The organism is Micromonospora sp. MA102, assembly GCF_025460765.1.
Classification (GTDB): domain Bacteria; phylum Actinomycetota; class Actinomycetes; order Mycobacteriales; family Micromonosporaceae; genus Micromonospora; species Micromonospora halotolerans.
In genome coordinates this window covers 41582-66636 of the sequence record NZ_JAMWEG010000003.1, presented here as the reverse complement: position 1 = coordinate 66636, position 25055 = coordinate 41582, and the positions used below count along the sequence as shown (strand labels likewise).

Annotated in this window: 21 protein-coding genes and 1 tRNA gene; 13 read left to right on the top strand and 9 right to left on the bottom strand. The window is 72.7% G+C overall.

Going from position 1 to position 25055, the window contains the following annotated elements; all coding sequences use genetic code 11:
• Window positions 1-20 precede the first annotated feature (20 nt).
• Together NFX44_RS06840 and NFX44_RS06835 are read left to right on the top strand one after the other, a co-directional pair.
• On the top strand, window positions 21-995 hold the full coding sequence (locus tag NFX44_RS06840) for an ArsA-related P-loop ATPase (RefSeq protein ID WP_262282655.1): 975 nt from the start codon (window positions 21-23) through the stop codon (window positions 993-995).
• Window positions 996-1049: 54 nt separating this feature from the next.
• Window positions 1050-2201 (top strand): ArsA-related P-loop ATPase, encoded by a 1152-nt coding sequence (locus tag NFX44_RS06835; RefSeq protein WP_262282654.1) that lies wholly within the window; start codon window positions 1050-1052, stop codon window positions 2199-2201.
• Window positions 2202-2226: 25 nt separating this feature from the next.
• On the opposite strand, the gene NFX44_RS06830 is transcribed toward NFX44_RS06835, so the two are convergent.
• On the bottom strand, window positions 2227-2547 hold the full coding sequence (locus NFX44_RS06830) for a WhiB family transcriptional regulator (RefSeq protein WP_091266889.1): 321 nt from the start codon (window positions 2545-2547) through the stop codon (window positions 2227-2229).
• Window positions 2548-2948: 401 nt separating this feature from the next.
• Here NFX44_RS06830 and NFX44_RS06825 point away from each other — a divergent pair, with 401 nt between their 5' ends.
• Window positions 2949-5390 (top strand): transglycosylase domain-containing protein, encoded by a 2442-nt coding sequence (locus NFX44_RS06825; protein ID WP_262282653.1) that lies wholly within the window; start codon window positions 2949-2951, stop codon window positions 5388-5390.
• Between the two features lie 66 nt (window positions 5391-5456).
• Here NFX44_RS06825 and NFX44_RS06820 read toward each other — a convergent pair whose 3' ends face one another.
• Window positions 5457-5912, bottom strand: a complete 456-nt coding sequence (locus NFX44_RS06820; RefSeq protein WP_262282652.1) for a GatB/YqeY domain-containing protein — start codon at window positions 5910-5912, stop codon at window positions 5457-5459.
• A gap of 25 nt (window positions 5913-5937) precedes the next feature.
• Here NFX44_RS06820 and NFX44_RS06815 point away from each other — a divergent pair, with 25 nt between their 5' ends.
• The 3 genes from NFX44_RS06815 to NFX44_RS06805 all read left to right on the top strand — a co-directional run bounded on the left by NFX44_RS06815 (window position 5938) and on the right by NFX44_RS06805 (window position 8271).
• Window positions 5938-6831 carry a metallophosphoesterase gene (locus NFX44_RS06815; RefSeq protein ID WP_262282651.1) on the top strand — a complete coding sequence of 298 codons (894 nt, stop codon included), beginning with the start codon at window positions 5938-5940 and terminating at the stop codon, window positions 6829-6831.
• Window positions 6832-6907: 76 nt separating this feature from the next.
• Window positions 6908-6984 (top strand) — tRNA-Pro (locus NFX44_RS06810).
• 177 nt (window positions 6985-7161) lie between these two features.
• A complete protein-coding gene (locus tag NFX44_RS06805; protein ID WP_262282650.1) occupies window positions 7162-8271 on the top strand; it encodes a calcium:proton antiporter in 1110 nt (369 codons plus the stop codon).
• A 16-nt stretch (window positions 8272-8287) separates the two neighbouring features.
• Here the strand turns inward: NFX44_RS06805 and NFX44_RS06800 are convergent, their stop codons facing one another.
• Complete coding sequence (locus tag NFX44_RS06800; RefSeq protein ID WP_262282649.1) at window positions 8288-8758, bottom strand: hypothetical protein; 471 nt, start codon at window positions 8756-8758, stop codon at window positions 8288-8290.
• 110 nt (window positions 8759-8868) lie between these two features.
• Here NFX44_RS06800 and NFX44_RS06795 point away from each other — a divergent pair, with 110 nt between their 5' ends.
• A complete protein-coding gene (locus NFX44_RS06795; protein WP_262282648.1) occupies window positions 8869-10149 on the top strand; it encodes an MFS transporter in 1281 nt (426 codons plus the stop codon).
• A 69-nt stretch (window positions 10150-10218) separates the two neighbouring features.
• On the opposite strand, the gene NFX44_RS06790 is transcribed toward NFX44_RS06795, so the two are convergent.
• Entirely contained in the window at window positions 10219-11961 is a 1743-nt protein-coding gene (locus tag NFX44_RS06790) for a bifunctional UDP-sugar hydrolase/5'-nucleotidase (protein WP_262282647.1), read from the bottom strand.
• A gap of 284 nt (window positions 11962-12245) precedes the next feature.
• On the opposite strand from NFX44_RS06790, the gene NFX44_RS06785 reads away from it, so the two are divergent.
• Window positions 12246-13049, top strand: a complete 804-nt coding sequence (locus NFX44_RS06785) for an alpha/beta fold hydrolase (RefSeq protein WP_262282646.1) — start codon at window positions 12246-12248, stop codon at window positions 13047-13049.
• Window positions 13050-13365: 316 nt separating this feature from the next.
• Here the strand turns inward: NFX44_RS06785 and NFX44_RS06780 are convergent, their stop codons facing one another.
• The gene (locus tag NFX44_RS06780) at window positions 13366-14247 is read right to left on the bottom strand and encodes a histone deacetylase (protein ID WP_262282645.1); all 882 of its coding nucleotides are present in this window, start codon (window positions 14245-14247) and stop codon (window positions 13366-13368) included.
• Window positions 14248-14253: 6 nt separating this feature from the next.
• Window positions 14254-15033 carry a phosphodiesterase gene (locus NFX44_RS06775; protein ID WP_262282644.1) on the bottom strand — a complete coding sequence of 260 codons (780 nt, stop codon included), beginning with the start codon at window positions 15031-15033 and terminating at the stop codon, window positions 14254-14256.
• Between the two features lie 173 nt (window positions 15034-15206).
• On the opposite strand from NFX44_RS06775, the gene NFX44_RS06770 reads away from it, so the two are divergent.
• Entirely contained in the window at window positions 15207-16670 is a 1464-nt protein-coding gene (locus tag NFX44_RS06770; RefSeq protein ID WP_262282643.1) for a diguanylate cyclase, read from the top strand.
• A gap of 49 nt (window positions 16671-16719) precedes the next feature.
• Here the strand turns inward: NFX44_RS06770 and NFX44_RS06765 are convergent, their stop codons facing one another.
• On the bottom strand, window positions 16720-17778 hold the full coding sequence (locus tag NFX44_RS06765; RefSeq protein ID WP_262282642.1) for an aspartate-semialdehyde dehydrogenase: 1059 nt from the start codon (window positions 17776-17778) through the stop codon (window positions 16720-16722).
• A gap of 5 nt (window positions 17779-17783) precedes the next feature.
• Entirely contained in the window at window positions 17784-19049 is a 1266-nt protein-coding gene (locus NFX44_RS06760; protein ID WP_151462326.1) for an aspartate kinase, read from the bottom strand.
• Window positions 19050-19290: 241 nt separating this feature from the next.
• Here NFX44_RS06760 and NFX44_RS06755 point away from each other — a divergent pair, with 241 nt between their 5' ends.
• Entirely contained in the window at window positions 19291-20073 is a 783-nt protein-coding gene (locus tag NFX44_RS06755) for a hypothetical protein (RefSeq protein WP_262282641.1), read from the top strand.
• 85 nt (window positions 20074-20158) lie between these two features.
• Window positions 20159-20689 carry a nitroreductase family protein gene (locus NFX44_RS06750; RefSeq protein ID WP_262282640.1) on the top strand — a complete coding sequence of 177 codons (531 nt, stop codon included), beginning with the start codon at window positions 20159-20161 and terminating at the stop codon, window positions 20687-20689.
• An 18-nt stretch (window positions 20690-20707) separates the two neighbouring features.
• Here the strand turns inward: NFX44_RS06750 and NFX44_RS06745 are convergent, their stop codons facing one another.
• Window positions 20708-21694 carry a helix-turn-helix domain-containing protein gene (locus tag NFX44_RS06745; RefSeq protein ID WP_262282639.1) on the bottom strand — a complete coding sequence of 329 codons (987 nt, stop codon included), beginning with the start codon at window positions 21692-21694 and terminating at the stop codon, window positions 20708-20710.
• A 78-nt stretch (window positions 21695-21772) separates the two neighbouring features.
• Here NFX44_RS06745 and NFX44_RS06740 point away from each other — a divergent pair, with 78 nt between their 5' ends.
• Both NFX44_RS06740 and leuA read left to right on the top strand, forming a co-directional pair.
• Window positions 21773-23044, top strand: coding sequence for an MFS transporter (locus NFX44_RS06740; RefSeq protein WP_262282638.1), 1272 nt, complete (start codon window positions 21773-21775; stop codon window positions 23042-23044).
• A 239-nt stretch (window positions 23045-23283) separates the two neighbouring features.
• The gene (leuA, locus tag NFX44_RS06735) at window positions 23284-25035 is read left to right on the top strand and encodes a 2-isopropylmalate synthase (protein WP_262282637.1); all 1752 of its coding nucleotides are present in this window, start codon (window positions 23284-23286) and stop codon (window positions 25033-25035) included.
• Window positions 25036-25055: the final 20 nt, after the last annotated feature.

Genomic DNA, 25055 nt, shown 5'->3' with positions numbered 1-25055 from the left:
CGGCTGGATAGGCTCGACGGGTGGCAGCGACTGAGCAGCCGGCCGAGTCCGCCGGCAGATGGCCGGCCCGCCTGCACGTGGTGACCGGCAAGGGCGGCACGGGCAAGACCAGCGTGGCGGCGGCGCTGGCCCTCGGGCTGGCCGCCGGCGGCCGGCGCACCCTGCTGGTCGAGGTGGAGGGGCGGCAGGGCATCGCCCAGCTCTTCGGCACCGACCCGCTGCCCTACGAGGAGCGGCACCTGACCGACGCGCCCGGCGGCGGCGCGGTGCGTGCCCTGGCGGTCGACGCCGAGGAGGCGCTCCTCGAATACCTGGACATGTTCTACAAGCTCGGCGCGGCCGGCCGCGCGCTGCGCAAGCTGGGCGCCATCGACTTCGCCACCACCATCGCCCCGGGCCTGCGGGACGTGCTGCTCACCGGCAAGGTCAAGGAGGCGACCACCCGAACCAGCGGGCAACGCCGGGCGTACGACGCGGTGGTGCTGGACGCGCCGCCGACCGGGCGGATCGGCCGCTTCCTCAACGTCACCGCGGAGACCGCCCGGCTGGCCAAGGTGGGCCCGATCAAGACCCAGAGCGAGGGGGTCTCGGCGCTGCTCCGGTCGCCGATGACCGCGGTGCACGTGGTCACGCTGCTGGAGGAGATGCCGGTCCAGGAGACCGTCGACGCGATCGCCGAGCTGGCCAAGCTCGGCTTCCCGGTCGGCCGGGTGATCGTCAACGGGGCCCGGCCCCCGGTGCCGGCCGACCGCCCGGTGACCGCCGCCGAACTGAAGCGCGGGCTGGCCGCCGCCGGCCTGCCGACCGACGCCCGGACCGTGGCCGGCCTCGCCGCCGAGGCCCGTGACCAGCAGGTACGCCGGGAGCTGGAGGATTCGCTCCGCGCCGAGCTGGTGGAGCTGGGCCTGCCCCTGACCGAGCTGCCGCTGCTGCCCGGCGGGGTCGACCGGGCGGGGCTGGAGACGCTGGCCGAGACGCTCGTCCGGGCGGATTGACTCACACCTGCGGCCGGCACGGAGCAGAGAGACCCTCGAGACCGATACGCTCGATTGGTGCCTTCCGAAGACGCGGCGCCACCGCTGGACGTCGACCAGATCCTCGCCGATCCGGGCGTGCGGATCGTGGTCTGCTGCGGGGCGGGCGGAGTGGGCAAGACGACCACCGCGGCGGCTCTGGCGCTGCGGGCGGCCGAACAGCACGGCCGGCGGACGGTGGTGCTCACCATCGACCCGGCCCGCCGGCTGGCCCAGTCGCTCGGCCTGACCGAGCTGGACAACACCCCACGCCAGGTCAAGGGGATCGACGTCGAGTCCAGCGGCGGCCAGTTGCACGCCATGATGCTCGACATGAAGCGCACCTTCGACGACGTGGTGCTCCAGCACACCGACCCGGCGAAGGCGGCGGAGATCTTCGCCAACCCCTTCTACCAGGCCATGAGCTCCACCTTCGCGGGCACGCAGGAATACATGGCGATGGAGAAGCTGGGTCAGCTGCACGCGCGGGGCGAGTGGGACCTCATCGTCGTGGACACCCCGCCGTCGCGCTCGGCGCTCGACTTCCTGGACGCGCCGGCCCGGCTCTCCCGCTTCCTGGACGGGCGGATGCTGCGGCTGCTGCTGGCGCCGGCCCGCAGCGGCGGGCGGAGCATGTTCAGCCTGGTGACGGCCAGCTTCGGGATGTTCTCGAAGGTGGTGCAGAAGGTGATCGGCGCGCAACTGCTCACCGACCTGTCGGGCTTCGTCGCCGCGCTGGACTCGATGTTCGGTGGGTTCCGGCAGCGGGCCGAGCAGACGTACCGCATCCTCCAGGCCCGCGAGACGGCGTTCCTGCTGGTCGCGGCACCGGAACCGGACGCGGTCCGCGAGGCCGCCTACTTCGCCGGCCGGCTGGGCGCCGAGCGGATGCCGCTCGCCGGCCTGGTGCTCAACCGGGTGCACCGGCCGGCGGTGCCGGACCTGTCCGCGGCGGACAGTCTGGCCGCGGCGGAGCGGCTGGCGGGGGCGGGCGAACACGAGCGCACCGCCGAGGTGCTGCGCGCGCACGCCACGCTGGCCGAGCAGGCGGCCCGCGAGGAGCGGGTGGCGGCCCGGTTCACCGAGGCGTTCCCGGCGGTGCCGGCGGTGTCGGTGACGGCGCAGCCCGCCGACGTGCACGACGTCGACGGGCTGCGGACGATCGGCGAGGCGATCAGCCGGCACTGAGCGGCGCGACCGACCGGCGCGTCGGTCAGTTGGCCGTGGTCACGAGGACCTTGTCCCGACCGGCCTTCTCCTTGGCGTTCTTCTTCATGGCCGCCTCGAACATCTTGCGCCAGCTGGTGACCTGCGGATGACGCCGCAGCAGCGCCCGGCGCTCGCGTTCGGTCATGCCACCCCACACACCGAACTCGATCCGGTTGTCGAGCGCGTCGGCCAGGCACTCGTACCGAACTGGGCAGCTCCGGCAGATCCTTTTCGCCACGTTCTGTTCGGCGCCCTGTACGAACAACGCGTCCGGGTCCCCGTTCTGACACGCCGCCAGTGACGGCCAGTCAGTGATCATGCCCATCTGTACACGTCCCCCCTTGCAGTACCTACCGACTTCGCGCGACCAGCCGTCGAATTCCCCCCGGTCGTCCGGGCCGGCCTCCCCAGGGCGGCGCGGACGACGTGTGGCTGCTGTCGCCGCCACCATCATGCTGTGTAGTCGCCTGATTACGCAACGTTGTCGGCGAAATCCATCATTCCGGACACTCCCGGCTTCCCGGGCTTTCGCCCGCCGTCTACCCGGCCGGAGTAGGTGAAAACGCTGCGCCACTCCTCCGTTCGGAGGAGACTTCTGCCAGGTTTCACGCAACCACGCACCGGGGTTCGTGCGTTTAGCACAACGAGGCCGGCGCGCGCAGGAAATGGGAAACTTCCCCGCGCGCCCCTCGTTCCCTACTCGCGTACCCTGTCGAGGTGACCTGGATGCGGAAACGTGACCACAACGTGCTGACCAACGCCGCATCGCTACTCATCTGTGGCCTGTTGGCCGGCGTGGTGGTCGCTGCGGCGGCCTTCCCCGCGGTGGCGATGTCCGGACTGGCCGCGAAGGCCGGAGCCGAGACCTTCGGCGCGCTCCCCACCGAACTGACGGTGGCCCGGGCCCCGCAGATCACCTACCTGCTGGCCTCCGACGGCAAGACACCGCTGGCCACCATGTACGACGAGAACCGGCGCGACGTGAAGCTCAAGGACATCGCGCCGATCATGCAGAAGGCCATCGTCGCGGCCGAGGACCACGACTTCTACAAGCACAACGGCGTGGACCTCAACGGTGTGGCCCGGGCGTTCGTCAACAACCAGTCCGGGACGAACTCGCGACAGGGCGCGTCGACGCTCACCATGCAGTACGTCCGGCTCGCCATCTCGTACTCGGCGACGCATCCGGCCGACGTGGTGGCCGCGACCGAGGACACCAGCGCCCGCAAGCTGCGCGAGATGCGCTACGCGCTCCAGATCGACAAGGAGCTCTCCAAGGACGAGATCCTGGAGCGCTACCTGAACATCGCCGCCTTCGGCAACGGCGCGTACGGCATCTACGCCGCCAGCCAGGTCTACTTCAACAAGCCGCCGAGCAAGCTCGACATCCAGGAGTCGGCGATGCTCGCCGGCCTGGTGAAGGCGCCGACCGCGTTCGACCCCACCACCCCGGCCGGCTACCCGGACGCGGTCGGCCGACGCGACTACGTCATCGACAACATGGTGCAGACCGGCGCCATCACCAAGGAGCAGGCCGACCAGGCCAAGCAGATCAAGCTCAAGGTGGCGAAGAAGCGCACCCCCAACGGCTGCGTCGCCACCAACACCCGGTCCTGGGGCTTCTTCTGCGACTACTTCTACCGCTGGTGGCTCCAGCAGGAGACCTTCGGCTCCACCTCCTACGACCGGGAGCGGCGGCTGAAGAGCGGTGGCTACACCATCACCACCTCCCTGGACGTGCAGGCGCAGCGGGGCGCCGACAAGGCGGTCCGCAACCACCTGAGCGAGGACGCCACGGCCGCCCGGATGGTGGCCGCCATCGAGCCGGGCAGCGGGCGGGTCCGCGCCATCGCGGTCAACCGGAACTTCAAGCTCGACGACCCGGACCACCCGCAGAACAAGATCTCCAGCGACCCGAAGAAGGCCCGGAAGAAGATCCGGGGCAACCGCCCGAACACGGTCAACCCCCTGGTCACCGGCGGCGGCGGCATCACCGGCTACCAGGCCGGCTCGACCTTCAAGATCTTCACGGTGGTGGCGGCCCTGGAGAAGGGCTACCCGCTGAGCTACACCATCAACGCCCAGGAGCAGTTCAAGTCGGAATACATCATCGACTCGGGCAACCCGGCCGCCTGCAAGGGCACCCATTTCTACTGCCCGCAGAACGCCTCGAAGTCGATGGCGGGCGTGCACAACATGTGGAGCGGCTTCGGCGCCTCGGTCAACACCTTCTTCGTCGAGCTCCAGCAGCGGGTCGGCGCGGAAAACGTGGTGAAGGCCGCCGAGAAGCTGGGCATCACCTTCCGCGCCTCCAACGACGCCAAGTTCGCCGCCAACAAGGACTCCGCGCACCAGTGGGGCGCCTTCACCCTGGGCGTCTCGCAGACCACTCCGCTGGAGCTGGCCAACGCGTACGCCACCCTGGCGGCGGACGGGAAATACTGCGAGCCGATCCCGGTGCAGGAGATCCGGGGCCCGGACGGCGAGAAGCTGGACATCGCCAACCCACACTGCGAGCAGCGGATCAGCACCGAGGTGGCCCGGGCCGCCGTGGACGCGGCACGCTGCCCCGTGGGTGACCGCTCGTCGACCTCGAAGTGCAGAAACGGCACCGCGGGCAACGTCCGCGGCATCGTCAAGGCCCCGGTGGCCGGCAAGTCCGGCACCACCGACGGGGACAAGACCTCGGCCCTGGTCGCCATGACCAAGCAGTACGCGGTGGCCGGCATCGAGGCCGACCCGGACTGGCCGCAGACCAACCAGCGGATGCGGCACAACGAGGTGCCGTGGGGCATCAACCCGGCGGTCTACCAGACGCTTCGCGACGCCATGGTCGGCAAGGAGCGGATCAACTTCACCCCGCCGAGCGGGAAGATCATCGAAGGCGACCAGCGCGCCATCCCCGGGGTGAAGTGCGAGTCCATCGACACCGCCAAGTCGCGGCTGCGCGGCGCCGGCTTCGAGCCGGTGGTCGCCAGCCAGAAGACCCCGTCGGACTGCCCGGTGGACACCGCCGCCGGCACCAGCCCGGACGGGCGCACCATCAAGGGCGGCGTGGTGACCATCGAGGTCAGCGCCGGAGGCGGCAACCAGCCGAAGCCCGGAACCGGCGGGCCGGTGGTCCCACCGCCGCCCAACCAGGGCCGCCCTGGCCGACCGCGCGGCTGACCCGAACAACGCCAGCGGGCGGGCACCCCACCGGGTGCCCGCCCGCTTCGTCGTCGAGGGGTGCGGTCAGAGACCGAGCTGGCGGCGAACCTCCGCGGCGACCCGGCCACCCTCGGCACGGCCCGCCACCGCGGCCTGGGCCGCCTTCATGGCCGGGCCCATCTGCGCCTTGCCGGTGAATCCGCCCGCGGCGAGCGCCCCCGAGACCAGCTCGGCCAACTCGTCGTCGGAGAGCTGCTTCGGCAGGTAACGGTCCAGCACCTCCCCCTCGGCGGTCTCCTTGCCGGCCTGCTCCGCGCGACCCGCGTCGGCGAAGGCGGTAGCCGCCTCGCGGCGCTTCTTCGCCTCCTTGGTCAGCACCGCGAGCACCTCGTCGTCGCTCAGCTCGCGCTTCTCCCTGCCGGCGACCTCGGCGTTGCCGACGGCCGCGAGGGCCATCCGCAGCGTGGAGGTGGTCAGCTCGTCGCGCGCCTTGAGGGCGGCGCGCATGTCTGCGGTGAGGCGGTCCTTCAGCGTGCTCATGGACGGTCAAACTACCCTGAACGCCATGCGAAAGCGCACACTATTCCGGCTCGCGGCCGGCACCGTCGCCGTCGGGGCGGCCACCCTGGCGTACGCGTCGCTCATCGAGCGCAACATGTTCACCCTGCGCCGGTACGACGTACCGGTGCTCCCGACCGACGCCGAGCCGCTGCGCGTACTGCACCTGTCGGACCTGCACATGATGCCCGACCAGCGGCGCAAGCAGGACTGGGTGGCCTCGCTGGCCGCCCTCGACCCCGATCTCGTGGTGGTCACCGGGGACAACATGGCCCACCCGGACGCGGTGCCGGGCGTGCTGCGCGCCCTGCAACCGCTGCTCGACCTGCCGGGCGCCTTCGTCTTCGGCTCCAACGACTACACCGGGCCGGTCCTGAAGAACCCGTTCACCTACTTCCTGCCCGACCGGGAGTACACCGAGGGCGTGCCGCTGCCGTACGAGGAGCTGCGCGACGTCTTCACCGGTGCCGGCTGGGTGGACCTCAACAACGCGCGGACCACTCTCAAGGCCGGGGGCCGGGAGATCGAGCTGGCCGGCGTGGACGACCCGCACATCGAGCGGGACGACTGGGCGGCCGTGGCCGGGCCGGTCAGCGCGGGCGCGTCGCTCTCCATCGCCCTGGCCCACTCCCCGGAGCCGGCCGTGCTGGACCGGATGGCCGCCGACGGCTTCGGGCTCCTGCTCGCCGGGCACACCCACGGTGGACAGGTCTGCGTGCCCGGCTACGGCGCGCTGGTCACCAACTGCGGGCTGCCCCGGTCGATGGCCCGCGGGCTGCACCGCTGGCCCGGCTCGGACTCCTGGCTGCACGTTTCGGCCGGCCTGGGCACCCATCCCACGGCGCCGGTCCGCTTCGCGTGCCCGCCGGAGGCGACCATCCTCACGCTGATCCCTCGCTGACCGACCCGGGTCCCGGGGGCGGGGGGTACGGAGTTTGACCATCGGAGCGGGTGGGCTACTATTTGTCGGCACGCCTCGGGGTGTGGCGCAGCTTGGTAGCGCGCTTCGTTCGGGACGAAGAGGTCGTCGGTTCGAATCCGGCCACCCCGACCAGAGGTAGAGAGGCCGCATCCGGTTCCACCGGGTGCGGCCTCTTCGCTTTCGCGGGCCCGCCACGACGGGCTGTGGCGGGGCTCACGGCATCCGGCATGGCCGCGTACCCGATCCGGCGCCGGATCGCAAGCATCTCGCCACGGGCAGTTGATCGATCTTCCTGGCAAGGTTGATGTCATGGCCGCCATGATCCGATCCCGCCTGACCGATTGGACCACCCTCACACCCCTGATCGCGGTCCTGGTGCTCGCGGCCACCTGGGACCGGCAGTTGCCCGGCCCGCTGATCGTGGTGGTGTCCGCGCTGCTCGCGGGGGCCGTGCTGGCGGCCGTGCATCACGCCGAGGTGGTGGCGCACAAGGTGGGCGAGCCGCTCGGCTCGCTGGTGCTCGCGGTGGCGGTCACCGTGATCGAGGTCGGGCTGATCGTCACGCTGATGATCAGCGGCGGTGACAAGACGCAGGCGCTGGCCCGGGACACGGTCTTCGCCGCCGTGATGATCACCTGTAACGGGATACTCGGCCTGTCCCTCCTGCTGGGCGCGCTGCGCCGCCGGGTGGCGGTGTTCAACCCGGAGGGTACGGGTGGGGCGCTGGCCACCGTGGCCACGCTCGCCACCCTCAGCCTCGTGGTGCCGACCTTCACCAGCCGGCCCGGCCCGCAGTTCTCCCCCGCGCAGCTCACCTTCGCGGCGGTCGCCTCGCTCGCGCTCTACGGCCTGTTCGTGATGGTGCAGACCGGCCGGCACCGCGACTACTTCCTGCCGGTGACGCAGGAGGGCAGCATCATTCCCGAGGACGCCGACGGCGACGGGCACGCCGATCCGCCGTCCACGCGTACCGCCCTGGCGAGCCTGGTGCTGCTGGTGGTGGCGCTGGTCGCGGTGGTCGGCGACGCGAAGACCATCTCCCCGGCGATCGAGGCGGGCGTCGAGGCGGCGAACCTGCCGCAGGCGTTCGTCGGCGTGGTCATCGCCCTGCTGGTGCTGCTGCCGGAGACCCTCGCCGCCGCCCGGGCGGCCCGCCGGGACCGGGTGCAGATCAGCCTCAACCTGGCGCTCGGTTCGGCCATGGCCAGCATCGGCCTGACCATCCCGGCCATAGCGCTGGCCTCGATCTGGCTGGAGGGCCCGCTGCTGCTGGGCCTGGGCGGCACGCAGATGACGCTGCTCGCGCTGACCGCGGTGACCGGCGTGCTCACCGTGGTGCCGGGTCGCGCGACCGTGCTCCAGGGCGGGGTGCACCTGGTGCTGCTCGCCGCGTTCGTCTTCCTCGCCGCCAGCCCGTGACCCGCTCCGGCGATGGTCAGTCGTGCAGTTCGGTGCGGGCGACCTCGGCGAACGCCGCCGTCAGGTAGTCGGCCAGGGGCCGGCCGGTGGCGGCCAGCAGGTCGGCGATGAGCAGCGGGGCGTGCCGGGCGATCGCGGCCGGCTCCGGCGGCGCGTCGTCGTCGCCCGGGTCGTAGACGCCGAGCGCGCTCGCCAGCAGCACGAGCAGCACGTGCGGATCGACGTCGGGCCGCCATTCCGCGGTGGACCGGACGCACCGCTCCAGCACCTGGCGGACGTCGTCGCCGTCCAGCCCGTCCGGGTGGCTCTCCTCCAGCAGCAGCCGGACCGCGCCGCCGAGCACCAGCCCGGCCCGGTCCGCGGCGAGCCGCTCGACCGCCGGCTCGTACGCCGCGGCGTCCCGGGCCTGCGCGGCGCCGACCGCCTCGGTGGCGGCCTGCGCGATCTCGCGGGCCGGGGCGGGCAGGTGGCGCCAGGTGGTGGTCACCGCGCCAGCATGGCAGACGGGGTTAATTTGCTCACCCGCCGGCTCTGCCGAGCGCGTAACCGCCGCAAATCCGGTCGCGGGTCGTCGTACCCGCCACCAAGAATGCAGCCATGCTGCGCCGCGCCCTGCCCGCCCGTCCCGAAGCCCGCCGTCTCCTGATCGGCACCCTGCTGTCGGCCGTCGGGCGCGGTCTCACCCTGCCCTTCCTCTTCATCTACCTCACCGACGTCCGCGGGCTGAGCGACGCCCGCGCCGGCCTGGTGATCGGCTGGTTCGGCGCCGTGACGCTGGCACTGTCGCCGCTGGGCGGCACGCTGATCGACCGGTTCGGCGCGCGCCGGGTGGTGCTGCCCTGCCTGGTCGTCGAGGCGATCGGCACCGGCTCGCTGGCGCTGGTCGACTCGACCGCGTCGGCGTTCGGCGTGATGACGCTGATCGCGGTGGGCAGCTCGGCGATCTGGTCCGGTCAGAACACGATTCTCGCCTCGCTCACCGGCGACGGTGAGCGGCAGCGGGTGTTCGGGTTGAACTTCGCGCTGCTCAACCTGGGCATCGGTGTGGGTGGCCTGATCTCCGGCGCGGTGGTGGACGTGGCCCGGCCGGTCACCTTCCAGGCCATCTACGTGCTGGACGCGATCAGCTATCTGATGCCGGGCCTGATCCTGCTGACCCTTCCGCACGTCGGTCACCGTCTGGTCCAGGACCGGGCGGCGGACGCCGCACCGGGGGCCGGGGGCTACCTGGCCGTGCTGCGGGACCGGCCGTTCCGCCGGCTGGTCATCTTCGGCCTGGTCCTCACCACGTGCGGCTATGCGCAGATCGAGGTGGGCTTCGCCGCGTACTCGGTGCGGGTGGTGGAGGTGTCCCCCCGGGTGGTGGCCTGGGCGCTCGCCGGCAACACCGTGATGATCGTGCTCTCGCAGCTGCTGGTGATCCGCCGGATGGAGGGCCGGAGCCGGACCGGCGCGCTCGCCGCGGTGGGCGCGGTCTTCGCGACCGCCTGGCTGGTCCTCGGCGCGGCGGGCGTGATCGGCACGGGCAACGCGCTGCTCGCGGCGCTGGGGGTGGTGGCCTGCTCGGCGATCTTCGGGTTCGGCGAGACGATGCTGTCGCCGGTGATGCCGGCGCTGACCAACGCGCTCGCCACCGACGAGCTGCGCGGGCGGTACAACGCCATGAGCTCGATGATCTTCGGCATCAGCGGGGTCATCGGCCCGGTCACGGCGGGCCCGCTGATCGGCGCGGCGCACGGCCGGCTCTGGGTGGCCGTCGTGGTGGGCGGGTGCCTGACCGCCTCGGTGCTGGCCCTGTCGCTGCGCCGGCTGCTCACCGCCGCCCAGGACGGCCGCGTCACCGCCGTCGTCCGGGAGCCGGAGCCCGCGCACGCCTGAGTCGTGTCCCGGCACGCGAACGGGCCCCGGAGCGTCCGCTCCGGGGCCCGTCGTCGTGCGGGTCGGCCGTCAGGCGGCCGGAACCTCCGCCGTGGTCTGGATCCGGTCCAGCGCCGGCGCGGAGACCGGCGACTTCTCGGTCAGGTACGCGGTGAAGGCGTCCAGGTCGATCATCCCGGTGACGGCGTTCGTGCCCCCGGTGAGGACGCTGAAGCCGTCGCCACCGCCGGAGAGGAAGTTGTTCACCGTGACGCGGTAGGTCGCGGCGTCGGTGACCGGGGTGCCGTTGATGGTGAGGCTCCCCCGGACCACGCGGGTTCCGGTGCACGGCGAGGCGACCGGCGCCGTGGTGCCGTTGACGTCGACGACGTAGTGCACGGTCGAGGACGCGTAGAGCACCTTGGCGGCGGTGAACTGCTGCTCCAGCAGGCAGTAGAGCTGGGCGCCGGTCAGGTCCAGCGTCACCAGGTTGTTGGCGAACGGCTGGACGGTGAACGCCTCGGCGTAGGTGACCGGGCCGGCGTCGAGGTCGGCGCGGACACCACCGGGGTTCATGAACGCGGCGACCGCGTTCTGCTCGTTGTCGGTGGCGGCGAGCTGGGCGTCGGCGATGACGTTGCCGAGCGGCGACTCACCGGTCTGGTACGTCGGCTTGCCGTTGGCGTCGACCCCGGTCTGGTACAGGTTCTCCTGGGTCTTGGTGAGCACGCTCGTGGTCTCGCCGACCACCTTGTCGGCCACCGGGCCGAGGGCGGTCTTGTAGTGGGTGATCAGCTCGGTGGTGGCCGGGTCCTTCGGGACGTCCCGGGTGACCACGACGTTGTTCGCCGACGCGCTGACGATGTCCTTGCTCCGCCGGTCGATCTTCAGGTCGATGTCGGTGACCAGTCGACCGAAGGAGCTGGCGCTGGTGACCAGCTTGCCGTTGATGTTGCAGTTGTACGCGGCGTGGGTGTGCCCGCTGACGATCACGTCGATCGCCGGGTCCATCCGGTTCGCGATGTCGACGATCGGCCCGCTGAACCCGGTGCAGTCGTTGATGCCGCCGCCGTTCTGCACGCCGCCCTCGTGCAGGAGCACGACGATGGACTGCACGCCCTGGGCCTGCAGGATGCGGGCGTACTTGTTGGCGGTGTCCGCCTCGTCGGCGAACGACAGGCCGGCGACGCCCTGCTGGCTGACGATCTGCGGGGTGCCCTCGAGGGTCATCCCGATGAAGCCGATCTTCACGCCGTCGATCTTCTTGATGCCGTACGGCGGCAGCAGCGGCTGGCCGGTGGCGGTCTTGAAGGCGTTGGCCGACAGGTACTGGAAGTCGGCGCCCGCGAACGGCGTGCCGTCGCCGCAGCCGTCGACCGGGTGGCAGCCGCCGTTCTGCATCCGGAGCAGCTCGGTGGCGCCCTCGTCGAACTCGTGGTTGCCGACGCTGGTGAACTCGAGCCCGGCGAGGTTCATCTCCTCGATGGTGGGCTCGTCGTGGAACGCGGCGGAGAGCAGCGGCGAGGCGCCGATCAGGTCACCGGCGGCGACCGTGACGGTGTGCTCCCGCTCCTCCTCGGTGGTGCCGCGCAGCATGTTCAGCTGGGTGGCCAGGTATTCCGCGCCACCGGCGGTCTTCCCGTCGATGGTGCCGCTGGAACCGGTCGGCGGCTCCAGGTTGCCGTGGAAGTCGTTGATGGCGAGCAGCTTGACGTCGAGCGGCTTCGGGCGGGCCGAGGCCTGGTCGGGGTGTACTGCGACCGCGGTGAACGCGGTGGCGGCGAGTGCGGCCAGGCCGACGGCGGCCCGGCGGCGCATCCCGGGGACGGACATGGAACTCCTCGTGAGATACCGGCGCGTGGTGTCCGGACGATGGTTCGCCCGGTGACCCTGACCGTGCCGTGACAGGGGGTCGATCGCGGAAGGCGGCAGTCGGGGGACACCGCCCCGCCGGGGGCAAGCTTCTCATCCACCGGCCGGCAGGTCGACCGGAGAGCACAGCGGAATGATGAATATGGACGACGACCTGTACCGGTCTGCCCGACGAGTCGGACATGACGGGCAGGTGAAATCCTTCACGGCTCTCCGCTGTCAGCGATCTGCAGTAGGAAGTAATCATGACGTCGAACGGCACCACCTGGACGGTGGACTCGGTGCGCTCCGCGGACGGCACCACGATCGCCTACGAGACGGCCGGCGACGGCCCGCCGATCATCCTGGTCGGGGGGGCCTTCAACGACCGGAGCACCACCCGCGCGCTGGCCGCCGCGCTCAGCGCCGACTTCACGGTGTACGGCTACGACCGCCGGGGTCGCGGCGACAGCGGTGACACCGGGCCGTACGCGGTGCAGCGCGAGATCGAGGACGTGGCGGCGCTGATCGACCGGGTGGGCGGCGCCGCCCACCTCTACGGTCTCTCGTCCGGCGCGATCCTCGCCGCGTACGTGGCGGCCGAGGGGGTGGGGGTCGCCGGGCTGGCGCTCTTCGAGCCGCCGTTCCAGGCCGGCCCGCACGGTGGCCCCAAGCCCGGGCTGGCCGAGCGGTTGAGCGAACTCGTCTCGGCCGGCCGGCGCGACGACGCGGTCGCGCTGTTCCTGACCGAGGCGGTCGGGGTGCCGCCCGAGGCGGTCGGCGGGATGCGCGAAGCCCCGGAGTGGTCGTGGATGACCGGGCTGGCGCACACCCTGGCCTACGACACGACAGTCACCGGCTCCGCCGGCCTGCCCACCGACCGGCTCGCGGCGATCGCCGCCCCCACCGTGGTGGTGGACAGCACCGGCAGCCCGCCGTGGCTGCGGGACGCGGCGGTGGCGACCGCCGAGGCGATCCACGGTGCCAGCCACCTCAGCCTGGCGGGTGGCTTCCACGAGGTGCCGCCGGAGGTGCTGGCCCCCGCGCTGCGCGACGCCCTGCTGGGCTGAGTCCGGTCGCGCGGATCCCTGGATCGAGAGGGCGACCCGTCCTACGCCCACGGCGCCGGCCCCCAGGGACCGGGGCGCCGGCGCCGTGCGCGGGGCGGACCAGCAGGAGGGTGCGGCACCTGCTGATCCACGATCGGGTGTCGATCGAGGCAGCCGACCCCCTCGGGTGCCTCGCGTACGACCCCTTCATGTCACGCGGAGAATCTTGCTCGCGCAACCTTCCCGGCGGTAAATACATCTGCGGCGGAGCCGAACACGACCGATCGGTGGCCGACATCCGCCGTTCCGCCGGTCGCATCCGGCCGAAGGCCCGGCCTCAGTGGCAGCGCCAGACCGCCGGCACGTCCTGGTAGCGGCCCGCAACAGGCTCGGTCGGGTGCACCGCTCCGTGGATCGTTCCCGCATCGTCGATCAGGACCGGCTGCGGGCCGTACTCGGAATCCGCACCGGCGGGCAGGGGAACGGGCCGTGTGGTGCCGTCCCGGTCGACCAGTTTCCAGCCCTGACCCGGCACGCCGACCAGCAGGCGCCCGTCCGGGCCGACGACCGTGGTGAAGTGATTCCGGGTGTCGGCGGTCAAGCCCATGACCAGCGCACGAAGCGCGACCGGTGCCCACCTGCCGGCAACCCCGGGCCGGTCGGCCAGGTAGCCGGTCGTCCGGTCGACGTCCCAGCCGTGGGCCTCGCGCAGCCCGCGGGCGAGCATGCCGAGGTAGGCCGGGGCCGGCGAGGTCCACTCCACCTCCGACGCCGCGTGCGGGGCCGTGAAGGTGAGCATCGGCAGGCCGTCGCGCACGCCGACCCGGAGCAGGGTCTCGTAGCGGCCCGGGCCGAGCGTGGCCCGGCCGGTCTCCGCGGCCACCCGGATCAGGTCCAGGTCGGCGCCGGGCGGCCGGTACATCTCCTGCGCCGCGATGTCGGCGAACTGCTCGACCGTCACCAGGTAGCCCCGCACGGCCGCCCGACCGGGCAGCTCCGGGTCGTAGAACGCCATCCCGCCGGTCCAGGCGCGCGACTCACCGGCGAAGTAGACGCCGCCGGGGATCGCCCCGGCGACCGTGCGGCGCGGTGGTCGGCAGTCCCGGCAGCCCGGGTACGTGCGCAGCCCGCCCGGCGGGCGCCCGCCGCGCAGGTACCGGTCGAGCCGCGCCGCGTGCAGGTTCGAGCCGTACGCCACGTACCAGAGAAGCCGCTCCACGCCGGATCAGAACCAGCAGGTCCGCCCGGCGGCGTGGCTGACCTGGACGGTGTGCGTCACGCAGCCGCCGTCGGCCACCCGGTGCAGCAGGAACGCGGTCGGCTCGGCGACCCAGCCGATCTCCTCCTCCGCCGTCATGGCCAGGCTGACCTGCATCCAGGTGCTCGGCGCGGTGGTCAGCACGGTGCCGGCGAAGGCACTGGTCACCGCCCGGTGCAGGTGCCCGGCGACGACCCGGACCACGTGGGGGTGGCGCCCGATCACCTCGGCGAGAGCGTCGGCGTCCGTGAGCCCCATGGCGTCCATGGCCGGGACGCCGACCGCGACCGGCGGATGGTGCAGGCAGACCACGGCGGGCACCTCGGCGCGGCCGGCGAGCACCCCGTCGAGCCAGCCGAGCTGCTCGGCGCCGAGCCGCCCGGCGTCGTCGCCCGGGGCGAGCGAGTCGAGCACCACGAGCGTGCCGTCCGGCTGGTCCACGTGGTAGTAGGCCGAGAAGCCACCGCCCAGGTACGGGGTGCCGCCGAAGGTGTCGAGCAGGGACTCCCGGTCGTCGTGGTTGCCCGCCGCGAGGTGGACGGGCAGCGGGAAGCGCCCGATGATCTCGCGCAGCGCGAGATACTCGTCCGGCCGGCCGTTGCTCACCAGGTCGCCGGTGATCACCACGCAGTCCGGCCGGGGGCGCAGGGCGAGGACCCGGCCGAGCGCCCGGTGCAGCCCGGACGCCTGCTCGGCGGCGAGCAGGCCGGTGGTCACGTGCGGGTCGCTGAGCTGGGCGATGAGCATCGGCGCCTCCTGACGGGCCCGGGACCCTCACGCTATCGCCGCCGCCTCCACCCCGCGGCCCCGTCGCCCACAGGCTGCGTCCACAGCCTGTGGATAGCACATGTGTACGAAGGTCGCCGGCTCCTCCGCTGGGTACCCTTGATCGCGCCCCGCCCCCTCCGAGCAGGAACGACGTGGATCACGAGCGAGTCGTCCGGGACGTCACGGTCCGCCTTCCGATGGCGTCGACCGCGCTGGAGGCGTGCCAGTGGACCGTCGCGGCAATCGCCCGGCACACCCCGGCGACGACCTCCATCCTGCTCCAGGTCCACGACCGGCTGCGCTGCGTCGCGGCCACCGGCGCGTGGCAGGTCTTCTCCACCGTGCCGCTGAAGACTCCGACCGAGAATTCCGGCCCGCCCCGACGGGAGCAGGAGCGGTCGATCGTGGCCCGGGTGTACGACTCCGGCGAGCCGGCCACCGTCCCCGACGTGACCGCCGATCCCGACTACCTGCCGGTACGCCCCGACGTCACCGCCGAGATCTGCGTGCCGGTGCGGGACCGGGCGGGCCGGCCGCTCGGCGTGCTGGACCTGCAGTGGAGCGGCCCGGTCGAGGCGGACCGGTGGCGGCAGACCGCGCAGCGGCTGGCCGACCGGCTCGGCGCCCGGATCGCCGCGCTCGACGGACCGCCGGCCGAGAGCCGCAGCGAGAAGCTGCTCCGGCACGCCGCCGCGATGACCACCGCGCCGACCGACTGGGACCTGATGACCGCCGCGATCGCCGCGGCCCGGGACGTGTCGGCGCTCTCCGCCGCCGTGCTGATCCTCCCCGGCCCGCGCGAACCTCGGCTGGGCTCGCCGACGGGCACCCCGGGAGCGCTGGAGGCCCGGATCCGGGCCGAGCTGGCCGAGGCCGGCCCGGCGGCGCTGGCCCGGATGATCGCCCGCGCCCACCGGCACGGCTCGGCGTACACGCTGGGCGAGGAGGGGCATCCGCCGACCGAGGACTACCTGCCGCTGACCCGGGCCGGCGCGCGCACCCTGGTTGCCGTGCCGGTCGGGCCGACGGAGGGCGGCGGCGTGCTGCTGGTCGCCGACGAGCGGCTGCTGCGCCCGGACCCGACCACGGTCAACCTCATCGAGCTGCTGGCCGGGCAGGCGTGGATCTGCCTGGACCGGCTGCGTACGCTCGCCCGGCTGCGCGAGCAGGCCAGCTCCGACCCGCTCACCGGGCTGCGCCACACCGGGCCGTTCGGGCAGCGGATCGCGAGCGCCACGCCGGGGCGTACAGCCCTGCTGGCGATCGACGTGGACGGCTTCAAGGACGTCAACGACACGTACGGCCACCAGGCCGGCGACCAGCTTCTGGTGGGGCTCGCGCGGGCGCTGGAGGGTGCGCTGCGCCAGGGCGACGAGCTGTACCGGACCGGCGGCGACGAGTTCGTCGCGGTGATCGAGGTGAGCCGCCCGGAGGAGGCGGTCCGGATCGCCGAACGGCTCACCGAGGCCGCCCGCCGCACCGGCCGGACGATCAGCGTCGGGGTCGCCCTCCCGCGACCCGGCGAGACACCGGAGCGGACCCTGCGCCGCGCCGACCAGGCCCTCTACGCCGTCAAGCGGGACGGCCGCGACGGCGTGCACCTGTCCGCCGCCTGACCGGCACGGCCACCGGCGCCGGCCGGGCGCGGCGGACGCCGGCCGCGGATCAGCGGGTCAGCTCCTTGGCCAGCAGCTCGGCGATCTGGGCGGTGTTCAGGGCGGCGCCCTTGCGCAGGTTGTCGCCGGTGACGAAGAGGTCGAGGGCGCGCGGGTCGTCGACGGCGCGGCGAATCCGGCCGACCCAGGACGGGTCGGTGCCCACCGCGTCGATCGGCATCGGGAACTCGCCGGCGGCCGGGTCGTCGACCAGGATCACGCCGGGCGCGTTGCGCAGCACCTCGCGGGCGCCCTCGGCGTCGACCTCGGTGGCGAAGACCGCGTGCACCGCGACCGAGTGACCGGTCACCACGGGCACCCGGACGCAGGTCGCGGAGACCTTGAGGTCGGGCAGCCCGAGGATCTTGCGCGACTCGTTGCGCATCTTCAGCTCCTCGGACGACCAGCCGCCGTCCGCGAGCGAGCCGGCCCAGGGCACCACGTTGAGCGCGAGCGGCGCCGGGAACGGGCCCAGCTCGTCGCCCACCGCCTGCCGGACGTCGCCCGGCCGGGAGCCGAGCACCCGGTCCCCGGCGATCTTGCCGAGCTGGGCGTGCAGCGCGTCCACGCCGGCCTGCCCCGCCCCGGAGACCGCCTGGTACGACGCGAGCACCAGCTCGCGCAGCCCGTACTCGCGGTGCAGCGGGGCGATCGCCACGATCATCGCCAGGGTGGTGCAGTTGGCGTTGGCGATGATCCCCTTCGGCCGGTTGCGGACCTGCTCGGGGTTGATCTCGGGGACGACCAGCGGCACGTCACGGTCCATCCGGAACGCCCCGGAGTTGTCCACCGCGACCGCGCCCCGGCTGACCGCGACCGGCGCCCACTCGGCCGAGACCGCGTCCGGGACGTCGAACATCGCCACGTCGACGCCGTCGAACGCCTCGGGGGTGAGCGCCTGGACGGTCAGCGACTCGCCCCGGCACTGGATCTGGCGGCCGACCGAGCGCTCGGAGGCGAGCAACCGGATCTCGCCCCACACGTTGCGGCGGGAGGAGAGGATCTGGCACATCACCGTGCCGACGGCACCGGTCGCCCCGACCACGGCGAGGGTGGGCAGCGACGACATCCGCGCTACCGCCCGGTCCCGGCGTAGACGACGGCTTCGGTGTCACCGCCCAGCTCGAAGGCGTCGTGGATGGCCCGGACCGCCTTGTCGAGGTCGGTGTCCCGGCAGACCACGGAGACCCGGATCTCCGAGGTGGAGATCATTTCGATGTTGACCCCGGCCGCGCCGAGGGCGGCGAAGAAGCCGGCCGCGACACCCGGGTGCGAGCGCATGCCGGCGCCGATCAGGGAGACCTTGCCGACGTGGTCGTCGTAGAGCAGGCCCTTGAACTTGACCTGCTCCTGGATCTTGCTGAGCGCGGCCATGGCGGTCGGGCCGTCGGTCTTGGGCAGCGTGAAGGAGATGTCCGTGCGGCCGGTGCCCTCGGTGGACACGTTCTGCACGATCATGTCGATGTTGATCTCGGCGCCGGCCACGGTGTCGAAGATCCGCGCGGCGGCGCCCGGCTCGTCGGGCACCCCGACGATGGTGATCTTCGCCTCGCTGCGGTCGTGGGCGACCCCGGTGATCAGTGCCTGTTCCACAGGAAGGTCCTCCATCGATCCGGTGACCATCGTGCCGGTGTTGGTCGAGTATGACGAACGGACGTGGATCGGCAAGCCCGCGCGCCGGGCGTACTCGACGCTGCGCAGGTGCAGCACCTTGGCGCCGCAGGCCGCCAGTTCCAGCATCTCCTCGTAGGTGATGTGCTTGATGTGCCGGGCGTTCGGCACGATCCGCGGGTCGGCCGTGAAGACGCCGTCCACGTCGGTGTAGATCTCGCAGACGTCCGCGTCGAGGGCGGCGGCGAGGGCCACGGCGGTGGTGTCCGACCCGCCCCGGCCCAGCGTGGTGACGTCCTTGGTGTCCTGCGAGACGCCCTGGAAGCCGGCCACGATGACCACGGCGCCCTCGTCCAGCGCGCCCTTGAGGCGGCCCGGGGTGACGTCGATGATCCGCGCCCGGCCGTGCACCGAGGTGGTGAGCACGCCGGCCTGCGAGCCGGTGAACGAGCGGGCCTCGTAGCCCAGGTTGTGGATGGCCATGGCCAGCAGCGCCATGGAGATCCGCTCCCCGGCGGTGAGCAGCATGTCCAGCTCGCGGCCCGGCGGCAGCGGGCTGACCTGGTTGGCCAGGTCGAGCAGCTCGTCGGTGGTGTCTCCCATGGCGGAGACCACCACGACCACGTCGTCGCCGGCCTTGCGGGCGGCCACGATGCGCTCGGCCACCCGCTTGATCCGCTCGGCGTTGGCGACGGAGGACCCGCCGTACTTCTGCACCACGAGTGCCACGACGGTGCACTCCCTCCCAGCGACGACCCTGAGCGTGCCGGCGCCGCCGGTTTCTTCGGTCCGGCGGCGCGTGTCAGACCTCCCCAGGGTATCGGGCGGCGCGCGGCGCCGGGTCGGGTGATCCCACCATCCGGCCCCGGCGTGCGGCGGCTCACCGGCACCGACCCGGCCGGACGACACGCCGGAGGAACACCCGCACGGCGGGCTCGCCGGAGCCCGGCCGGCACCGCAGAATGTCCCGGTGCACGCACACCGACGCGCGGCCCGGCGACTGACCGGTGCCCTGGCGCTGACCCTGCCCGCGCTCCTGGTCGCCTGCACCGCCGACCCGCCGAGCCCGGCCCCGACCAGCACCGCCGATCCGGTCCCGGCCGGGGTGGACGCCGCCCGGGACGAGCTCGCCGCGCTGGCCGCCGCCGCCCTGGACCGGCATCTCACCGCCACGTACACCTTCGAGCCGGCCGACGGCACGACCCGGACGGTCGCAGTGACCAGCGCGAACGACGGCACCTGGCGGGTGGACGTGCCCGGTTGGGGGCAGGGCGGCGCGGTCGACGTCTCGCTCGCCGCCACCGCTGACGGGCTCTTCCAGTGCGCCCTGCCCTCGACCGGGTGGGCGCAGCCGGCGGGCTGCGTACGCCTCGGCGACCCCGACGACGCCGTGCCCCGGAAGCTGGACCCGCGGGTGCAGCACCCGTTCACCGACTGGCTGGACGTGCTCACCGACCGGCGTGCCCCGCTCGCCGTCTCGCCGGCCACCCCGCTGCCCGGCGTGAACGGCGAGTGCTACTCGGTCGAGTCGACCTCGGCCTCGCTGAACGCCCCGCTGGACGTGGGGATCTACTGCTACCTGCCGGACGGCACGCCCGCCGCGGTCCGGGCCGCCTTCGGCACGCTGAAGCTGGCCGGCGAGCCGGGCGCGGCGCCGGCCACCGTGCCGCTGGCCGGCCCGGTCACCGACGGCGAGCCGGTGAGCCGGGACGCGCCGTCGCCATCCGACAGCCCGAGCGCGGGAACGCCCTGACCCCGATGTCCGTTACGGGTGCTCTTGACCACATCTGCCGGGGCGGATCGTAGGGGCAAAACGACCATCAGGGATGCTTCACCCCATGCCTGACCTCACCCCGCTGCTCGCTTTCCGCTGGAGCCCCCGCGCCTTCGACCCGGCCGCCGAGCTGACCGGCGACGAGGCCACCTCCCTGCTGGAGGCCGCCCGCTGGGCGCCCTCGGCCGGCAACGCCCAGCCGTGGCGCTTCGCGCTCGGCCACCGGCAGGGCGAGACGTGGAAGCGCATCCTGGTCAACCTGCCCGAGGGTGACCAACGCTGGGTGCGGCACGCCTCCGCCCTGGTCGTCGGCGCGCACACCGGCGGCGACCCGGAACGGGCCGCGTACGACCTGGGCCAGGCCGTCGCCCACCTGACCGTGCAGGCCACCGCGCTCGGCCTGCACGTGCACCAGCTCACCCGCTTCGACCGCGCCGGCCTCGCCACCGAGCTGGACCTGGCGGTCGAGGTCCGGCCCCTGGTGGTGGCCGCGGTCGGCCGGCTCGGGGACCCGTTCGCGCTGCCGGAGGACCTCCGGGACCGGGAGACCGCACTGCGCCACCGCCGGCCACTCGCGGCCCTGCTCCTCGGCTGATCCCCCCGCCCGGGTCGGTCACCCGCCGCGGCTGGCCCGGACCAGGACCGCCGCGGCGTCGGTGTTGCGGTAGAGGACGTGCCGGCCCTGCCGGGACCGGGACACCAGCCCGGCGGCGTGCAGCGCGGCCAGGTGCTGCGACACGTTCCCACCCGACATCCCGGTGCGCCGGGCCAGGTCCGTGGTGGTGGCCGCCGTGTCGAGCAGGTGCAGCAGCGCGGCCCGGCCGGCGCCGACCACCCGCGCCAGGGGGTCACCGGGCGGCGCCTCGACCGTCTCCCAGAGCGTGCCCACCGCCCGGACCGGGTACGCCCCGGCCGGCAGCGAATCCTCCAGCAGGTTCCACAGGACCCGCCGGTCGGTGAACACGCTCGGGTTCAACGCCAGCCCGCGCCCACGGAGGTCGAAGTCCCGCCCGAACGGGTCGTCGCTGACCACCCGGTCGCCCAGCCAGCGCAGGCTCGGGTGGAGCTGCGCGAACAGCCGACCGGCACCGCCCTCGGCGAGCTGGGCGGCGCGGTACGCGACGTCGGCGTCGAGCAGCGCCCGCATCCTCGTCCAGTCCGGGGCGATCGCCTCGTCGTACCAGACCCGTACCGCGTCGACGAGCTGCGGCAGCCGCGCGCGGGGATCGGCGAGCAGCGCCTGCCCGAACGGACTCAGCGGTCCTCGCGGAGTGGTCGCCAGCAGGTCCTGGACCACCACGTCCGGCGGCGTCGCCGCGATCTGGTCGAGCTGCTCGGTGATCTCCACGCCCGGTCTGGCGGCCGGGGTGAGGAAGTCCGGCAGCCAGCGGCGCGGCCGGGCCAGCTCCCGCAGCGGACGGACCCGGTCGGCCACCTCCGGCCGGCCCAGCGTCGCCCGGGCCCGGTCGATCCACGGCAGGTGCACGGCGTAGCGGACCGGATCGGCCAGGGCCCACATGCTCATGACCGTCTCGTTGACCGGTGAGACGGCGAACCGCACTCCCGCGACGTCGGCCAGGCTGAACCGCAACTCGGACACGCGCACCCCCCGACGCAGGATTCGCCACAGACTAAAAGGCTCGACGGGCTCTGTGGGGGCGCGGTTCACTCACCGGCCATGGGGGCCAGAGACACCATCCGCACCGCCGTCCGGCACGTCGTACCGCCCGCCGGGCTGACCCGCGCCCTGGCCGTGCAGGCCATGGTCTACGCCGTCGGCGGCGGCCTGTTCCAGGCGGGCAGCGCGGTCTTCTTCACCCGGGCGCTCGGGCTCAGCGCCGCCCAGGTGGGGCTGGGCCTGTCCATCGCGGCCGGGGTGTCGCTGCTGGGCACGGTGCCGCTGGGTGGGCTCACCGACCGGTACGGGCCGCAGCGCGTCTGGGTGGTCGCGCTCGTGCTGGACGGGGCGCTGTTCGCGACGTACCCGTTCGTGGGCGGGTTCGCCGGGTTCCTCGCCGTGGTGGTGGCCCTGGCCGCCGTGGACGCCGCGGCCGGCGTGGCCCGGCAGGTCTACTCGATCAACGCGCTCCCCCCGGCCGAGCGGGTCACCGCGATGGCCTACCAGCGCTCGCTGCTGAACGTCGGGTTCGGGCTCGGCGCGGCCATCAGCGGCCTGGTGCTGGCGGTCGACACGATCGCGGCGTACCGGGGGATGGTCTGGTTCATCGCGGCGGTCTTCGGTGTGACGGCGCTGTTCGTGCGGCGGCTGCCCCGGCTGCCGCAGGCGGCCCGCCCGGTGGAGCCGATGAGCCGGCTCGCCGTGCTACGGGACCGCCCGTTCATGGCGGTGTCCCTGCTGTCGGGGCTGCTCACCGCGCACCAGACGCTCTACCTGACCGTGATGCCGCTCTGGATCCTCACCCGCACCGACGCGCCGAAGACGGTGATCGCCGGGTTGGTGGTGCTCAACACGGTTCTCATCGTGCTGCTCCAGGTGCGCGCCAGCCGGGGGGCCGACACCGCGCCGGGCGCCGCCCGGGCGTCCCGCCGGGGCGCCCTGCTGATCGCCGTGTTCTGCCTGGTCCTGCCGATCTCCGGGGTGACCCGGGGCCCGCTCACCGTGGTGGTGCTGGTGGCCGCCGCGATGCTGCTGATCGTCGCCGAGCTGGTCGAGTCGGCGGGCACCTGGGGGCTCACCGCCGCCCTGCCGCCGGCCGCCCAGCGCGGCGCGTACGTGGGGGCGTTCCGGCTCGGCACGCAGTTGCAGTACCTGATCGCCCCGGCCGGGCTCACCGCCCTGGGGGTGACCACCGGCGGCTGGGGCTGGTACCCGACGGCGGCCCTCTTCGTGCTGGTCGGGCTGGCGATCGTGCCCGCGGTGTCCTGGGCCGGGCGGACGCCGCGCCTGGGTGCCGTGGCACCGGAGGAGGCCGTGACACCGGTCCCATAGTCCGGACCTGGCTTCCCACCGACGATCTCACCACGTAGGGTGACCTTGTCATGTGGCGGGCGTACCTTCTCCTTCGCTGCCGCGACGAGGCCTGACCGGCCGGCACCTCGTCGCGGAGTTGAACCGCGCCGTCCAGCACATCCGAACTTCTTCTCGGCACCGCCGCGGCACCGTCGCCCGGCATCTCGCCGACACCTTCCGATCTGCTGACGCCACATGTTCCCAGGGAGCACTCCGAGATGGCTCAACCTGTCACCGACGCCGAGACCGATCCGATCGCCCGGCAGCGCCCCAGCCGGATGCCGTTCCAGCGTTACCTGCCCTACCACCAGCAGTTCCGGTTCGACCTGCCGGACCGCGCCTGGCCCACCCGCCGCGTCGAGGCCGCGCCCCGCTGGTGCGCCGTGGACCTCCGCGACGGCAACCAGGCCCTGATCGACCCGATGTCGCCGGAGCGCAAGCGCCGGATGTTCCAGCTCCTGGTGCAGATGGGCTACAAGGAGATCGAGGTCGGCTTCCCCTCGGCCAGCCAGACCGACTTCGACTTCGTCCGGCAGCTGATCGAGCAGGACCTGATTCCGGAGGACGTCACCATCCAGGTGCTGACCCAGTGCCGGGAGCACCTGATCGACCGGACCTTCGAGTCGCTGCGCGGCGCGCGCCGGGCCATCGTGCACTTCTACAACTCCACCTCGACGCTCCAGCGCCGGGTGGTCTTCGGCCTGGACCGGGACGGCATCACCGACATCGCCACGACGGGCGCGCGGCTCTGCCAGAAGTACGCGGAGATCCACACCCCGGACACCGACATCCACTACGAGTACTCGCCGGAGTCGTACACGGGCACCGAGCTGGAGTACGCGCTGGAGGTCTGCGCCAAGGTCATCGAGGTGGTCGACCCCACCCCGGACCGGAAGCTGATCGTCAACCTGCCGGCCACCGTCGAGATGGCCATGCCGAACGTCTACGCCGACTCGATCGAGTGGATGCACCGGCACCTGCCCCGCCGGGACAGCCTGGTGCTGAGCCTGCACCCGCACAACGACCGGGGCACCGGGGTGGCCGCCGCCGAGCTGGGCCTGCTGGCCGGCGCCGACCGGATCGAGGGCTGTCTGTTCGGCAACGGCGAGCGCACCGGCAACGTCGACCTGGTCACCCTGGGGCTGAACCTGTTCTCCCAGGGCATCGACCCGATGATCGACTTCTCGAACATCGACGAGGTCAAGCGCGCCGTCGAGTACTGCAACCAGCTGCCGGTGCACGAGCGCCACCCGTACGCGGGCGACCTGGTCTACACCGCCTTCTCCGGCTCGCACCAGGACGCGATCAAGAAGGGCTTCGACGCGCTGCACGTCGACGCGGCGGCGGCCGGGGTGCCGGTCGACGAGTTCACCTGGGCCGTGCCCTACCTGCCGATCGACCCGAAGGACCTGGGCCGCACCTACGAGGCGGTCATCCGGGTCAACTCGCAGTCCGGCAAGGGCGGCGTCGCGTACATCATGAAGTCCGAGCACCAGCTCGACCTGCCGCGCCGCCTCCAGATCGAGTTCTCCGGCGTGGTCCAGCAGGTCACCGACCACGACGGTGGCGAGGTCGAGCCGGGCACCATGTGGGAGATCTTCGCCCGCAACTATCTGGTCGACCACCAGGTCGACCCGGCCGTCACCCTGGCCGGCTACGCCATCGGCACCGTCGAGGGCAAGGTCGAGATCGAGGCCCGCGTCGGCTACGACGGCGCGGTCCAGCCGCTCACCGCCGTCGGCAACGGCCCGATCGACGCGTACGTCAACGCGCTGCAGTCGCTGGGCGTGGCCGTACGGGTGCTCGACTACCACGAGCACGCGCTCTCCTCCGGCGGGGACGCGCAGGCCGCCGCGTACGTGGAGTGCGAAGTGGACGGCCGGACCGTCTGGGGCGTCGGAGTGGACGCCAACATCGTGACCGCCTCGATCAAGGCGGTCACCAGCGCGGTCAACCGCGCCCGGAGCTGACCGACGGCTGGTCGGGTCCC